12 protein-coding genes and 2 tRNA genes are annotated in these 14,308 nt (G+C 72.8%); 7 read left to right on the top strand and 7 right to left on the bottom strand.

The window, feature by feature from the left end:
* Window positions 1-107 precede the first annotated feature (107 nt).
* The 3 genes from DQ244_RS00915 to DQ244_RS00905 all read right to left on the bottom strand — a co-directional run bounded on the left by DQ244_RS00915 (window position 108) and on the right by DQ244_RS00905 (window position 1,638).
* Window positions 108-180 (bottom strand) — tRNA-Arg (locus tag DQ244_RS00915).
* A gap of 20 nt (window positions 181-200) precedes the next feature.
* Window positions 201-289: transfer RNA gene (locus tag DQ244_RS00910), tRNA-Ser, on the bottom strand.
* Window positions 290-438: 149 nt separating this feature from the next.
* Window positions 439-1,638, bottom strand: a complete 1,200-nt coding sequence (locus tag DQ244_RS00905) for an MFS transporter (RefSeq protein WP_113809612.1) — start codon at window positions 1,636-1,638, stop codon at window positions 439-441.
* 102 nt (window positions 1,639-1,740) lie between these two features.
* On the opposite strand from DQ244_RS00905, the gene DQ244_RS00900 reads away from it, so the two are divergent.
* The 3 genes from DQ244_RS00900 (at window position 1,741) to DQ244_RS00890 (ending at window position 4,568) form a co-directional block, all read left to right on the top strand.
* Window positions 1,741-2,271, top strand: coding sequence for a CGNR zinc finger domain-containing protein (locus DQ244_RS00900; RefSeq protein WP_113809611.1), 531 nt, complete (start codon window positions 1,741-1,743; stop codon window positions 2,269-2,271).
* 114 nt (window positions 2,272-2,385) lie between these two features.
* Entirely contained in the window at window positions 2,386-3,006 is a 621-nt protein-coding gene (locus DQ244_RS00895) for a hypothetical protein (protein ID WP_113809610.1), read from the top strand.
* A 128-nt stretch (window positions 3,007-3,134) separates the two neighbouring features.
* A complete protein-coding gene (locus DQ244_RS00890; RefSeq protein ID WP_113809609.1) occupies window positions 3,135-4,568 on the top strand; it encodes a phosphatase PAP2 family protein in 1,434 nt (477 codons plus the stop codon).
* Here DQ244_RS00890 and DQ244_RS00885 read toward each other — a convergent pair.
* Entirely contained in the window at window positions 4,547-4,981 is a 435-nt protein-coding gene (locus DQ244_RS00885) for a VanZ family protein (RefSeq protein ID WP_158544440.1), read from the bottom strand. The genes DQ244_RS00890 and DQ244_RS00885 overlap by 22 nt on opposite strands.
* Before the next feature lie 130 nt (window positions 4,982-5,111).
* On the opposite strand from DQ244_RS00885, the gene DQ244_RS00880 reads away from it, so the two are divergent.
* Window positions 5,112-5,660: a DoxX family protein gene (locus tag DQ244_RS00880; protein WP_113809607.1), complete on the top strand. Its 549-nt coding sequence runs from the start codon at window positions 5,112-5,114 to the stop codon at window positions 5,658-5,660.
* Complete coding sequence (locus tag DQ244_RS00875; protein ID WP_113810565.1) at window positions 5,657-6,706, top strand: PHP domain-containing protein; 1,050 nt, start codon at window positions 5,657-5,659, stop codon at window positions 6,704-6,706. Before DQ244_RS00880 ends, DQ244_RS00875 begins: the two co-directional genes overlap by 4 nt.
* A gap of 52 nt (window positions 6,707-6,758) precedes the next feature.
* On the opposite strand, the gene DQ244_RS00870 is transcribed toward DQ244_RS00875, so the two are convergent.
* Both DQ244_RS00870 and DQ244_RS00860 read right to left on the bottom strand, forming a co-directional pair.
* Window positions 6,759-7,694, bottom strand: a complete 936-nt coding sequence (locus DQ244_RS00870) for a hypothetical protein (RefSeq protein WP_147251442.1) — start codon at window positions 7,692-7,694, stop codon at window positions 6,759-6,761.
* Window positions 7,695-8,228: 534 nt separating this feature from the next.
* Window positions 8,229-9,257: a hypothetical protein gene (locus tag DQ244_RS00860; protein ID WP_147251441.1), complete on the bottom strand. Its 1,029-nt coding sequence runs from the start codon at window positions 9,255-9,257 to the stop codon at window positions 8,229-8,231.
* A 392-nt stretch (window positions 9,258-9,649) separates the two neighbouring features.
* Here DQ244_RS00860 and DQ244_RS00855 point away from each other — a divergent pair, with 392 nt between their 5' ends.
* Both DQ244_RS00855 and DQ244_RS00850 read left to right on the top strand, forming a co-directional pair.
* The gene (locus tag DQ244_RS00855; protein WP_113809603.1) at window positions 9,650-11,092 is read left to right on the top strand and encodes a hypothetical protein; all 1,443 of its coding nucleotides are present in this window, start codon (window positions 9,650-9,652) and stop codon (window positions 11,090-11,092) included.
* Window positions 11,089-11,805: an AAA family ATPase gene (locus tag DQ244_RS00850; RefSeq protein ID WP_113809602.1), complete on the top strand. Its 717-nt coding sequence runs from the start codon at window positions 11,089-11,091 to the stop codon at window positions 11,803-11,805. The genes DQ244_RS00855 and DQ244_RS00850 overlap by 4 nt, the downstream gene beginning before the upstream one ends.
* 31 nt (window positions 11,806-11,836) lie before the next feature.
* On the opposite strand, the gene DQ244_RS00845 is transcribed toward DQ244_RS00850, so the two are convergent.
* Window positions 11,837-14,263: a PKD domain-containing protein gene (locus DQ244_RS00845; RefSeq protein WP_147251440.1), complete on the bottom strand. Its 2,427-nt coding sequence runs from the start codon at window positions 14,261-14,263 to the stop codon at window positions 11,837-11,839.
* Between the last annotated feature and the right edge of the window lie 45 nt (window positions 14,264-14,308).

Raw genomic sequence — 14,308 nt, 5'->3', positions numbered from 1 at the left:
GTGCAGGACCGGCAGAGCGCGAACAGCGCTCGTAGAGCGGCTCGGAGACACGAAGCGGCCCCGCACTTCCGTCGAAGTGCGGGGCCGCTCGGTGTCTCAACCAGACGTGCACCCGAAGGGATTCGAACCCCTAACCTTCTGATCCGTAGTCAGATGCTCTATCCGTTGAGCTACGGGTGCGTGTGTTCAGTTGTGTCGCGCGGAGGCTCCGGGATTTGAACCCGGGATGGGGATTAACCCAAACCGCATTAGCAGTGCGGCGCCATAGACCGGACTAGGCGAAGCCTCCCGGGGTCCGAGTTCCCTCGTAACCGCCGAGAAAAGAGACTACCAGCGCCCCCGAGCGCCTCCCAGCCGGGGTCTGCGTCCGCCGGTCCGGGCCGCCGAACTGCACGAACTCGTGGCCGTCAGCCGCTGATGACCACGAGTTCGTGCGGTTCAGGCGGGCACCGGCTCCCGCGGGACAGCGGCGGCCGGGGCGCGGCGGCCCGGCACCAGCGTGACGACGACGGCCGCGGCGGCACCGAGGCAGGCCAGCACGAGCGCGCCGGGGATCCCCGCCTCGGTCTCGATGAGAGCGCCACCCAGGGCGGCCCCGACGGCGGAGGCGCCCACGGTGATGGTGGACAGCCAGGTGAAGGCCTCGGTGGTCGCGTGCACCGGCGCCAGCGAGCCGACCAGCGAGTTCTGCACGGTCAGGGTCGGCGCGATCGCCGTCCCGCCCAGGAAGAGCAGCACGCCGAGCGCCCAGGGGCTGGACACCCAGGCCAGCGGCGCGAGGCCGATGGTGACGCCGAACAGCAGCCACCGGTACTGGCGGGGCAGCGAGGCGCTCATCACGCGGGCGCCGAACCACAGGCCGCCGGCCACCGAGCCGAGCGACCAGACCGCCAGCAGCACGCCGGAGATGCCCGGCGAGCCGGCGGAGTCGGCGAAGGCGGGGATGGCCACCTCGAGCGCCCCGAAGCCGAGCATCACGGCCGAGCCGCTGAGCAGCACCCGCGGCATCCCCGGGGCGAGCACGGTGGTGAACAGGCCGGTCGACGGCGCGGGTGCGGACACCCACGACCGGGCAGCGCCCCCGATGCCGAGGGCGCCGACGACGCCCAGCACGCCCGCCACCGCGACCGCCCACGCCGGCTCGGCGAGCACCGCCAGGGTGGCGACCATCGTCGGGCCGGCGACGAAGACGAGCTCGGTCGCGGTGGCGTCCAGCGCGTAGGCCGTGGACCGGGAGCGCGGGTCGGTGCGCGACCACAGCGCGCGCACGGTGCCCGACACCAGCGGCGTGCTCGCGCCGGCGAGGGCGGAGGCCGCGACGACCGCGACGTCCGGGGCGCCGCCGAGGGTGACGGCGACGAGCAGCCCGAGCAGCAGCGGGTAGAGGGCCGCCTGGGTGAGCAGGATCCGGCGCGGGCCCTTCCGGTCGGCGAGGCGGCCGAGGACCGGCGCCATCCCGGCCGACGCGATGCCCAGGCTCGCCGCCGCGAGCCCCGCGACGGCGTAGGAACCGGTCTGCTGCTGCACCATGAGCAGCAGCGCCAGCGGCACCATGGACGACGGCAGACGCCCGGCGAAGCCGGCGAGGAGGAGCACCGGGGCGGAGGGAAGCCGCCAGACGGTGAGGTAGGCACGCACGCTGGAACTCGTTTCACACTGCAGGAAAGGGAACGGTAGGGGGTCAAAGCACGTTGACCGCCTACGAGCCCCCAGAGTAGGGATTGGACGGTAGCGAGTCAATTGGACTACGACACCTACGGGTCGACGGCGGTCGAGCTGGCCATCGCCCTGGCCAACGCCGACCTCGAACCCGCCGAGGGCGTCTCGCGATTCCTGGCGGCGCACGACGAGTGGTTCACCCCCGGCACGTCGCTCGAGCTGAGCGCATCCGATGCCCGCAGGGCCGCGGACACCGCGCTGCTGGTGCGCGCCGTGGCCCTGGCCGAGTCGCAGTCCGACGTCCTCACCCGGCTCAACGAGCTGCTGGCGCAGGCCCGGCCGCGTCCGTACGCGACCGACCACGACGGCGACCTGCACCTGCACTTCGCACGGCCCGACGCACCGGCGCTCGAGCAGCTGACGACGACGGTGGCGATGGGGCTCTCCCAGGTCGTCGTCCAGCACGGCTGGCAGCGGCTGGGCGTCTGCTCGGCCGAGGGCTGCGACGACGTCTACGTCGACACCTCCCGCAACGCGAGCCGCCGGTACTGCTCCAACACCTGCGCCAGCCGCTCGACAGTCGCCGCCTACCGGGCCCGCCAGAAGTCCTGACAGCGCGGTCTTGCGGAGCTCTTGCGGTTCGCTGGAGGGGTCCGTGCGGTTGCGGGGCGAGTGTCGCGATGACGCCGGGTGCACAGGCTCCGGCAGCATCGAGAGGATCTCGCGTTGTCGAACCAGGAGAAGTCCGTCAGGAGCGGCCTCGCCGTCAAGGTCATCGCCTCGCTCGCCGCGGTGGGCGGCGCCGCCGCCATCGCCGGCCTGGGCAGCCTCGGCGCCTTCACCGACAGCACCACGCCCGTGGACCAGAGCGTCCAGTCCGGCGTCCTGTCCATCGCCCTCGACGGGGTGAACAACCCCGTCACCAGCCCCATCGCGATCGGCGCGCTGCAGCCGGGCCAGTCCTCGAGCGTCCCGTTCCTCGTGCGCAACGCCGGCACGGTGGACTGGTCCTCGGTCGCGTTCCGGTCGTGGGCCACCGTCTCCAGCCCGCTGGACACCGACCCGGTGAACGGGCTGCAGCTGACGCTCCGGTCCTGCTCCCAGGCGTGGACGGCGTCCGGCCCCGGCGCGTACACCTGCGGGGGGAAGGCGACCGACCTCTACGCCGGGCCGATCGTCACGGACAGGTCCCTGACGACGGGCGGCGCCAGCCTCCGCGCCGGGCAGGTCGACCACCTGCTGTTCACCGCGTCCCTGCCCGGGGGTGCCGGCAACAAGATGAAGCAGCTGTCGACCGAGCTCTCCTTCAGCCTGACGGCCACGCAGCGCGGCGGCACCGCCCGCTGATGGAGACGCTGGTCATCGTCGTCGTCGGCGTCCTCGTCCTCGCCCTGATCTGCATCCGGCCCTGGCTGGTCGCGCGGACGGGCGCGGTGGCGAGGCGCCGGCGGCGCGACCGCCGCTAGCGTCGGCCCGTGCGCTCTCCCCGGGACCTCGATGCGCGGCTCCACTCCTTCGTCGGGTCCCTGCCGATGACGCCGGCCGACCGCTGGCTGCGCCGCCTCTCCTCGTTCGCCGACCACGGGAAGCTCTGGTTCGTCCTCGCGCTCGTGCTGGGCGCCCGGCGCGGGCAGCTGCGCCGGGGCGCGGTGCGGGGCGTCGGTTCGATGGTCTTCTCCAGCGCGGTGGTCAACGTCGTCCTGAAGCGGGTCTTCGGCCGGGTGCGGCCGGACCTGGAGAACCTGCAGACCCACCGGCGGCTGCGGCGCGAGCCCGGCAGCCTCTCCTTCCCGAGCGGGCACTCCAGCTCGGCGGCGGCCTTCGTGACCGGTCTGGCGCTGGAGAGCCCCGCCGCCGGGGCGGCCCTGGCCCCGCTCGCCCTGGGTGTCGGCTACTCCCGGGTGCACGTCGGCGTCCACTACCCCGGTGACGTGCTCGCCGGGCTGGCGGTCGGCGGTGCGGTGGCCGCAGCCAGCCAGCACTGGTGGGCGCGCCGGCCGACGCAGCCGGCCCGCGTGCGCCCCTCCTCCGCCGCCCCGGCGCTCGCCGACGGCGCCGGGCTCGTGGTCGCCGTCAACCCGCGCTCGGGTCCCGACGACTACGACCCCGCCGACGACATCCGCCGGCTGCTCCCCCGCGCCGAGGTGGTGGAGACCAGCGCGGAGCGCGGCGTCGACGAGATCCTGCGGACGGCGGCGCGCGCGGGAGCCACGGCGCTCGGCGTGGCCGGCGGCGACGGCAGCGTCGCGGCAGCCGCCGCCGTGGCACTGGAGCACTCCCTGCCGCTGGCCGTCATCCCGGCGGGCACGCTCAACCACTTCGCCCGCGACGCCGGGCTGACCACCCCGCAGGACGCCGTCGAGGCCGTGCTGGCCGGGGAGGCGGTGAAGGTCGACGTCGCCGAGGTGAACGGGACGCCGTTCCTCAACACCTCGAGCATCGGCGCGTACCCGGAGATGGTCCGCCGCCGGGACCGCATGGCCGGGAAGCTCGGCAAGTGGCTGGCGCTGAGCCTGGCCGCCGCGCAGGTGCTGCGCACCGGGACGCCGGTGGAGCTCGAGGTGAACGGCCGGCGGCTGCGCACCTGGATCCTGTTCGTGGGCAACTGCACCTACACCCCGCGCGGGCTGGCACCGGCGTACCGGCCGCGGCTGGAGGACGGGCTGCTCGACGTCCAGTACCTGCGCGCCGACCTGCGCTTCGGGCGCACCCGCGCCGTGCTGGCCACCCTGCTCGGGGTGAGCGAGCACGCCCGCAGCTACGGCCACTTCTCCGCCGAGCAGGTGCGGGTCGTCGTGCGGTCGGGCGCCGAGCGGGTCGCCTACGACGGCGAGATGGGCGAGCCGGACACCGAATTCCTGTTCCGCAAGCGCGAGCCGCTGACCGTCTACTGCTCCCGCACCCGCTGAGGTCCCTCTCTGCGCCGCGCCCGCAGCCGGCCGATCCCCCCGAGCAGCAAGGCCAGGATCACCCCGATCGCCGCGCCGGTGGAGTTGGTGACGACGTCGATCGGCGTCGGCCGCCGCCCCGGGAGCGCCACCTGCGCGGCCTCCACGGCGAGCGAGAGCCCCACGCACAGCAGCCACACCAGGAACCGGGGAACGCGCGGCAGCGCGTAGCAGAGCAGCAACCCCAGCGGGATGAACACGAGCACGTTCGCCGTCCGCTCGACGTCGCCGGCGCGCACCCACGCCAGGCCCTCGATCGTGCGCGCCTGCTGCGCGACGGCGGTGAAGGCCGCGCCGGGCGAGGCGCCCAGGGTGAGCGACGCGAGCACCGCGAGGTAGGCCACCAGCCCCACGACGGCGACCCGACGGCTCATGGCGCCCGACGGTAGTGCGCCGGCCGGGGCGCCTCCGGAACCAGGGCGCGCGTCGGACCGGGGATTGCAAGATGGATCTTCCGGGCAGTGCACCCCGGACTCCCCAGTGACATCGAGGAAAGAGGTCACCATGCTCGTCCGCCGGATCGCTCGGCCCCTGCTCGCCACGCCCTTCATCTACGGCGGCATCAGCACGCTCCGGAAGCCGCAGGACCGCGTGCCCGGCGCCCGCCCCGTGGTGGAGAAGATCGCCGAGACCGCCGACAAGCAGCTGCCGGTCGAGGTGCCCCGGGACGTCGAGCAGTACGTCAAGGCCAACGCCGCGCTGCAGGTCGGTGCCGGCGCGCTGTTCGCCCTCGGCAAGTTCCCGCGGCTGACCTCCCTGGCGCTGGCCGGCTCGACCGTGCCGACGACGCTGGCCGGTCACCGGTTCTGGGAGGAGAGCGACCCGAAGGTCTCCTTCGAGAAGACGGCGCACTTCGTGAAGAACCTGGGCATGCTCGGCGGGCTGCTGCTGGCCGCCGTCGACACCGAGGGCAAGCCGTCGGTGGGCTACCGCGCGCGGCGCGCAGCCGTGAAGGCCGCCAACGCCACGGAGAAGAACTTCGAGAAGGCGCAGAAGCGCGCCGCGAAGGCCCAGAAGCAGGCGGAGAAGCGCCTGAAGAAGGCCTCCCGCTGAGCGCTCCGCTCCCGCCCGCGGCCGCGCTCCGGAGGATCGCCTTCCTCCTGGAGCGCGCCCGCGAGGCCAGCTACCGCGTCAGTGCCTACCGCACCGCCGCGGCGGTGGTCGACGGCCTCGACGAGGCGCAGCTCGACCTGAAGATCCGCACGAACACGCTCAAGGACCTCAAGGGCATCGGCCCGAAGACGGCGACGGCGATCGTCCAGGCGCACAAGGGCCAGGTCCCCGAGTACCTGACGACGCTGGAAGAGGCCTACGCCGACCAGCTGCCCGCGGCCGACGACGTCGCCGCCTTCCGGGCCGCGCTCAAGGGCGACCTGCACGCGCACTCCGACTGGTCCGACGGCGGCAGCCCGATCCGCGAGATGGCCGAGGCCGCGATGGCGATCGGCCACCAGTACCTGGCGCTCACCGACCACTCCCCGCGGCTGACCGTCGCCAACGGGCTGAGCCCGCAGCGGCTGGAGAAGCAGCTGGACGTCGTGGCCGAGCTGAACGCCGAGCTCGCGCCGTTCCGGATCCTCACCGGCATCGAGTGCGACATCAACCCCGACGGCAGCCTGGACCAGACCGACGAGCTGCTGGGCCGGCTCGACGTCGTCGTGGCCAGCGTGCACTCCGAGCTGCGCGCGCCCAAGGCCCAGATGACCGAGCGGATGCTCATCGCCGTCGCCAACCCGCACACCGACGTCCTCGGGCACTGCACCGGCCGGCTGGTGATCGGCCGCAAGCAGCGCAACGGCAAGCAGAAGCCGCGGCCGGAGAGCGAGTTCGACGCCGAGGCGGTGTTCACCGCCTGCGTGGAGAGCGGCACCGCGGTGGAGATCAACTCCCGGCCCGAGCGGCTCGACCCCCCGCGGCGGCTGCTGAGCCTGGCCGTGGAGCTCGGCTGCGAGTTCGCCGTCGACACCGACGCCCACGCCCCGGGGCAGCTCGACTGGCAGCACAACGGCTGCGAGCGGGCCATCGAGTGCGGCGTCCCGGTCGAGCGGGTCATCAACACCAGGAGCGCCGACGAGCTGCTGGCCTGGACGGCGGACTGAGCCGGAGAGCCGGTGCCGACCGCTTCCCAGGCCCGGCCGGCACCCGCTCGGATCAGCTGTGGGCGGCCTTCCAGGCGGCCACGGCGTCGTCCCACACCTTTCGGTCGTCGACCACGCGGAGCCCGGCGGTGGGGGCCGGGTACTCCCCGCCACCGAGCCACACGATCGTCGACGGACGGTCCGGGCACGCCGAGTCGTCGACGACCGTTCCCGCCGGCACCGCCATGGTGTCGGTCCCGTTGACCGATCGCTCCGGCACGAAGAACGTCGAGCACTTGATGACCAGGTCGTTCGCCGACGTCGACCACTTGAACAGCGCATTGGTGCCGGTGCCCTTGTCGCTGTCGTGCGGCATCGCGTGCAGCCCGATGAGCACGTGGTCCAGGGTCAGGGTCTCGCCCTCCGGGGACGTCCACGACCCGTTCGCCGACGACGGACGCTCGCTGATGCCGGTGAAGCAGGACTCCCACAGGCTGTCGTGCACCACGCCGCCGAGGGTGTAGTCGTTCTCCAGGCAGTCGTCGGCGACGTTCGACAGGTGGGTGCCGGAGATCAGGAACGAGGTCCGGTTCAGGTTCACCCCGCCCTCCTGCGGGCGGAACCCGTCCTCGACGCCGTCGCACCGCGTCCCGTGGATCTGGAGCCAGTCGAGCGCGACGACCTTCACGCAGGCCGCGTTGTAGTCGTCGTGGAAGTCCTCCCACGACAGGCCCGGGTCGATGGTCCCGCGGAGCTCACCACCGAGGATGCAGGTGCGGGCACCGGCCACCGTCGTGCCGGTGACGAACGGGTGCTTGCTCGAGGGAAAGGCCGTGGAGAGGACACCGGTCAGGTCGAAGGTGACGTCGTCGGCGGTCCTCGACTGCGACCAGGAGGTAGCCAGGACCGATCCCGCAGGCGCCGGCCTGTCGATCGTGCGACCGGCCGCGGAGCACTCCGCGTTCGACGCGACCGGCCTCGGGGGCTGCGACGTGGAGGCCGACGGCACGGATGGCGAGGGCGGCGGGGCCGCCGCGGGGACCGGCGCCGGTGCGGGAACGGCTGGAGCGAGCGCCTGGGGCGTTCCCGCGCCCTCGGGGATTCCCGGTGCGCCGGTCGCGGAGGACCCGAAGACATCGGTCGACGAGTAGGACGTCCGCTGGCCCGCCGACCGCGACACAGACGCCTCCTCGGCACCGGACACCACCGGCGCGGACACGAGGACGGTCGTCACAGCGAGGGTGAGCACTCCCAGGCCGAGCACACGGGGCGCTCGCGGGCGCCGACCGCGGACGGGGCCGACGGCCGAGTGCGGGCGGAGGGTCTCGGTGCGGGAGGGGCGGGGAGGTCCGGTGCGCCGGAGCATGAGGAGACCTTCTGGTGTGCGACGTCACGAATCGTTATCACAGCGATGTTAACCATCTGTAGCTGTGTCATGACCAGTCGTCATGGCAGTCCAGCGCCCCCCGAGTCACACGAGCCCCGCCCGTCACTTCCTGGGCGGGATCGTCACCTGAGCCGGGACGAACCGTCCGGGCACGGCTCAGTAGCCATGGTCGGCCTTCCACTGCGCCACCGCGTCGTCCCAGACGCTCTCGTCCTTGGTGACCCGCATCCCGGCGGTCTCCCCCGGGTAGTCGCCGCGACCCAGCCAGACGATGGTCGAGGGGTCGTCCTCGCACGAGGAGTCGTCGACGACCGTGCCCGGCGGCATCTCCATCGAGTCCACCCCGTTGATCGACGTCGATTCGAGCTTGAAGATCGAGCACTTGATGACCACACGACCGCCGGAGTCCGACCACTTGAAGATCGAGTTGTGCCCCTCGATCCGCTTCTCGCCCTCCTCCTGGTTGGGCGTCTCCCAGAGCCCGATGAGCATGCGGTCGAGGGTCAGCGTCTCGTCCTCCGGGGTTTCCCACTCCCGGTCGCCCCAGGGGCGCTCGGAGATCCCGGTGTGGCACTCCTCCCAGAGGTTGTCGTAGAGCAGGCCACCGATCGTGTAGTCGTTCTCCAGGCAGTCGTCGCGGACGCCCGTCAGGTACGTCCCGGAGATGTAGATGTTGGTCTCGTTGGCGTTGTCCGACGACTCCTTGACCACGATGCCGTCCTCGATGCCGTCGCACCGCAGATCGCGCACCTGCAGCCAGTCCCGCGCCTCGAGCTTGACGCAGCCGGCGTTCCACTCGTCGTGGTAGTACTGCCAGGTCTCGTCGTCGTCGACGTCGCCGACCACCGTGCCGCCGACCACGCAGGTCCGCATCGCCGGGAAGTCGTCCCCCACCTCGAACACCGAGCGGGTCGCCGGATAGGCCGTCGAGGTGACGCCGGTCAGGTCGTACGTCACGTCGTCGGGTGGGTCCTGCTCCTCCCACTGCTCGTCCAGCTGCGTGCCTGGCGGAAAGGGTGCGGTGACGATCCGCTCCTCGCCGTCGCAGGGCGGCGGACGCTCGTCCGCCGCCTCGTACCCCGTGTCGCGGACGACGAAGAAGACGACGCCGGCGATCGCCACGACGACGACCACGACCACCGCGACCAGCGGCACCATCCCGAACCGGCGGCGTGCGCGGGTCAAGAACATCGACACCTGTTCCTCTCGGGATCGCGGCCCAGGCGGACGTCAGTGCTCGGACCCTCGTCGAGCTTCCCTCGGCGGGCCCGCGTGAGCGCCAGCGTACCCGCGTCCGGCCGGCCGGCCAGCGGCTCGATCGGTCCGTCGGCACGTGCACGTCACCACGACGGGTGGCAGTCGGTGCGCAAGCCATACTCGACCGGGCACGATTGCCCAGGAGTTCGGACAACAGATCCGGGACGAGGACGGCGATGAGCGCGCCCGAGGGATCATCCCACCACCGGGGCACCGGCGAGAGGACACACGTGGCGGCACCAGAACGACTCGCACCTGCGGCAGCGGACGGCACCGGGTGGAGCGGTTCCGAGGAGGCCCTGCCGGCGCCCCTGGCTCTCGTGGTCGAGTTCTGCGCCCGGCTGCAGGAGGCCGGGGTGTCCTACTGCCACTGGAAGAGCAACGACGTCCTGCACCTGTCCGCCTCCGGAGACAACGACCTCGACCTGCTGGTCGACCGGCGGCACCTGACACGTTTCGTCGAGGTGCTCGCTGCGTGCGGGTTCAAGCAGGCGCGTCCCCAGCGCCGGCGGTTCGTGCCGGGAGTGCTGCACTTCTACGGCCTGGACCGGGCGACGGGCCGTTTCGTGCATGTCGACGCCCAGGCCCAGCTCGTCCTCGGCGACGACACCAGCAAGAACGTGCACCTGCCGATCGAGCCGGCCTACCTCGCCTCCTGCACGCAGGGGCCGCTCTTCCCCGTGCCCGCGCCGGAGTTCGAGCTCGCCGTGCTCGTCCTGCGCCTGGCGCTGAAACACGGCACCTGGGACGCCGCCGCGTTCGGGCTGGCACCGCTGAAGGGCACCGAGCGCCGCGAGCTCGAGTACCTGCACGCTCGCTCCGAGCCCGCCGAGCTGCGTCGCGTCGTGGAGGACCACCTCTCGCAGATCGGCTGGGACGCCTGGACGGCGCACTTCGAGGCGCTCCACCAGCAGCGGGGCCTGGTGACCCGCCTCGTCACGGGTCGCCGCGTCGTCTCCGGCGCCTCCGACCTGATGCGCCGCCGACCGGCTCTGGACACCTTCACGCGGGTCCGCCGTCGCGTCGAGTGGGGCGTGCGGCACTACGCGCTCGGTCAGCGCAACACCAAGCGCCTGATGGCCGGGGGCCGCGTCATCGCCATCGTCGGGGGTGACGGGGCGGGCAAGTCGACCCTCGTCGACAACCTGGCGGACTGGCTGAACGGACCGCTCGACAGCCGCGTGCTGCACATGGGCAAGCCGCCGCGCAGCGCGACGAACATGGCCGTGAAGGGGGCGCTGGGCCTGGCCCGCGGGGTCGGTCTCGTGCGCCGCTGGCTGCCGAACTACCCCACGGCCGCGGAGCACCAGGGCCAGTTCCCCGGCAACGCCTGGCTGCTGTGGCAGCTGGTCACCGCGTCGGACCGCCGGCGTCAGCACCGCCGTGCCCGCAGCCTGGCGGCCAAGGGCTACATCGTCGTCTGCGATCGCTTCCCGCTCGCCCAGGTCACGCTCATGGACGGCTCGCGCACCAGCTGGGTGCCGATCGAGGGGCTGTCCCCCCTGGCCCGGCGCCTCGTCGCGGCCGAGCAGCGCCAGTACGCGGCGATCACCGACCCCGACCTGCTGCTCGTGCTCCGCGTCGACCCGGAGACGGCGGTCGCGCGCAAGCAGGGCGTCGATCCGGCCGATTTCGTGCGGCCGCGGTCCGCGGAGGTCTACGCGGCCGACTGGAGCAACACCACGGCGCAGGTGCTCGACGCCTCCCGCCCGGCCGGAGAGGTCCTCGCAGAGGCGCGGGAAGCCGTCTGGGCCAACCTGTGACCGCTGGCCGGTCGTCGGGCACGCTGGTCGAGCTGGTCGGCATCCCGGGGGCCGGCAAGAGCCGGCTCGCCCAGGCCCTCACCGCCGACCTCGCCGCACGGGGCATCGTCACCCGGCAGCCGCAGGCGCCCCTCGGGCCCTCGGTGCCCACGGCCCGCAGGCTGGCCCGAAAGGCATCGGTCGCGGGGGCGGCCGTGGTCGGCTCCCCGGTCACGACGGCGCGGGTGCTGCGCGGCGCCGCCCGCGGCCAGCACGGCCTCGGCGACCTGGCCGGCCGACTGGTGCAGTGGCTCGTCGCCCAGGGTGTGCTCACGTCCGCTCCCCGCGATGAGGTCAGCGTGCTCGACGAGGGGCCGGTCCAGGCGCTCTGGTCGATGGGGCTCCGCGGCGACGTCGGGCCCGTGCTCGCCGCGCTGCAGGATCCGGCCGCCTGGCGGTCGCCCGACCTGCTCGTGGTGGTCGAGGTCCCGCCCGAAGTCGCCTTCGCCCGCCTCGCGGCGCGGCCGTCCCGGCACAGCCGGACCCAGCAGCTCCCCGCGGGCGAGCAGCTGTCCGAGCTGCAGCGTGGCGCTGACCTGCTGGACCGGCTCGCGCAGTGGTGGGCCGCCTCGGCCCCGGGCGCGCGCGAGGCCCTGCACGTCAGCGGAGCCGGGGACGCAGGAACCGGCTACACCGAGCTGCTCGACCGGATCGCCGCGCCCCCGCGCGCCTGACGCCGCCTGATCCGGCGGCCGGGCCTCCGGATCAGCCGAGCCGGTACTCGATGTGCAGGACCGGGGCTCTGGCCGCGCCACCGTCGAAGGACTCGGCGACGCGTTCCCCCGTACCGGTCACGATCAGGGCGAGGGCGTTGCCGCTCACCCAGCCGCCCCGGTTCACGATCTCCTGCACCACCGGCGACAGGTCCGTCGTCCGCTGCGCCGCCGTGCGGGCTCCGGCCGTCGGCCACGACTCGGGAACCCACGCCGCGCTCGCCGCCGTCCGCGGCCGACCGGAGATGTTCCCGGCGACGGTCGTGAAGGAGGCCGCGTCGTCCGCCGCCTGCCCCGCGACGCGGAGGCTCGCTGCAGCCGTGGACACCTCGTCCACCTGGAACTGCACGAACGCCCTGGTGATGGTCGCGCCTCGCGGCAAGGGCACCCCGGCGAAGCGCAGCCCGACCGTCTGCATCGTCGATCCGTCCACGACGAGGTTCATGTCGCCGCTGCCGAGGGTCACCCCCGACGAGCGCTCCTCCGCGTCGTCCGCGCTGGTGCGGACCGGGATGTCGAGCACGCCGGACGAGGGCGGCGGCGGTGTCGTCGGATCGGTCACCGTGACCGTCACGTCGTCGGTGGAGGTGAGCGCCCCGTCGCTGCCGGTCAGTCGCAGCACGTAGGTGCCCGCCGCGGAAAACGTCGCCGTCGTCGACGCCGAGCGTGCATCTGCGAAGGTCACGGTGCCCGGTCCGCTGTGCCTGCTCCACGCCGACGTCGTCGAACCGGACGGCGTGCCGTCGTCGGTCACCGACCCGCTGAGCGTCGCCGCGCCCGGGCGCACCACGGAGGAATCCGGCCCGGCGCTCACGGTCGGTGCGGCATTCGCCGTGCCGGTGCCCGACGCCGGGCCGTACTCGATGTGCAGGACCGGGGCCTTGGCGGCACCACCGTCGAACGACTCCGCCGTCCGCTCGCCGGTGCCGGAGACGACCAGGACCAGCGCGTTGCCGCTCGCCCAGGCGGCACCGTTGACGACCGGTTGCAGCACGGGTGCGAGGTTCGGCGTGCGCTGAGCCGTGCTCCGGGCGTCGAGCGGCCAGGCCGCCGGCTGCCAAGCGACGCTGGTGGCCGTCAGGGGCCGGGAGGTGATGTCGCCGGTCGTCGTCGTGAAGGCGGCCGCGTTGCCGGCGGTCTGCGCCCGGACCGTCAGATCGGTCGCACCGGAGTGCGCCTCGTCGGCCTGGAACTGCACCCAGGCATTGGTGATGGTCGACCCCTTCGGCACGCCGACGCCGGCGAAGCGCATCCCGGCGATCATGGGCGCAGTCGCATCCTGGCCGAGGTTGAGGTCGCCGCTGGTCAGCGTCATGCTGCCGCTGGCCTTCTGCTCGGCGTCGTCCGCCTGCGCCCGGACGGGGATCTCGAGGGTGCCGGAGCCGGGCGGGGGCGGCGAAGGGGCGGTGCCGCCGGAGAGGATCCCCGGGATGGCCACCTCGTACAGCTGCCCGTCGTTGAAGAGCGTCTGGCTCGAGTCGTTGTCCACGCCGCGGTCGACGATGTAGGCGTTCTGCCCACCCGAGCCGTTGCTCGCCGGTGCGAGGGCGAGGCCGGCCCCGCTCTTCATCGTGAACGGCAACGTGACCGTGTTCAGCAGAGCGCCGTTCAGCGCCAGCTCGTAGAGCTTGTTGCTCGTGTCGTCCAGCACGAGCACGGTGTTCCGGGAGGCGTTGAAGGCGATGCCCTCGGGGTCGCCGGCGCCGTAGGCCCCGACGTCGACCACGCGTTCGACGTAGTCGTCCCCGGCCGGCGACTGGCCGTTGAAGACGCGGTCGGGCCCCGGGTTGTAGACGAAGACCCGCTTGTTCAGCCCGTCGATGATCAGGAGCTGACCGTTGCGCGTGGCCTCGAGGTCGACGGCGACGTCCTCTGCGTCGGCCTCGGGCCCGTGGCCGAGGAAGGCGACGTCGAAGGACGTCTGCGTGTCGTCGCCGTTGCCGTAGACGCCGTCGGGGCCGGCGGCCACCTCGAACACCCGGTGCCGGTCGTCATCGGAGACGAAGAGCCGCTCGGGGAACGTGTGCCCGGACGATGCCGTGAAACGGGGACGGAACCCGACACCCGTGGGCTCGGGGGTGTAGGCCATCGTGTCCAGGCCCGTGGTCACCAGGTTCCCCCGGAGGTCGGCGACGAAGAGGTTCGTGCCGCGCCACACGCTGTTCGGGTACGCGGGTCCGGTCTCCTCCACCTCGCCGTCGCTGATGAGCAGCTGACCCGTGCGCGAGTTGTAGGTGATCCCCGACGGATCCGGGCTGGGGTGCCCCTTCGCGTCCCACGTCGAGCCCTGGCCGGTCGGGGTCTGCTTGACCAGCGTCGCAGCGACGACCCCGGCCGAGGCGGGGGCAGCCGGCAGCGCTGCCACACCGACCCCGACGAACGTGGTGACGAGCAGTGCTCGTACACGACCGATCGTCACTGACGATCCCCTGACGAGAGCGGTTGCCATGGAGATCCCCCGACG

This window comes from Blastococcus sp. TBT05-19, from assembly GCF_003319095.1.
In the GTDB taxonomy this organism is placed as follows: Bacteria; Actinomycetota; Actinomycetes; order Mycobacteriales; family Geodermatophilaceae; genus Blastococcus.
Note: the sequence above shows the minus strand (reverse complement) of the source record. Positions and strands in the feature narration are given on the sequence as shown.

Coding starts and splice junctions, on each gene's coding strand:
- DQ244_RS00885 (WP_158544440.1), bottom strand. CDS start 4,981: ATGAGCCGTCGGGTCGCCGTCGTGGGGCTGGTGGCCTACCTCGCGGTG.
- DQ244_RS00880 (WP_113809607.1), top strand. CDS start 5,112: ATGCTCGTCCGCCGGATCGCTCGGCCCCTGCTCGCCACGCCCTTCATC.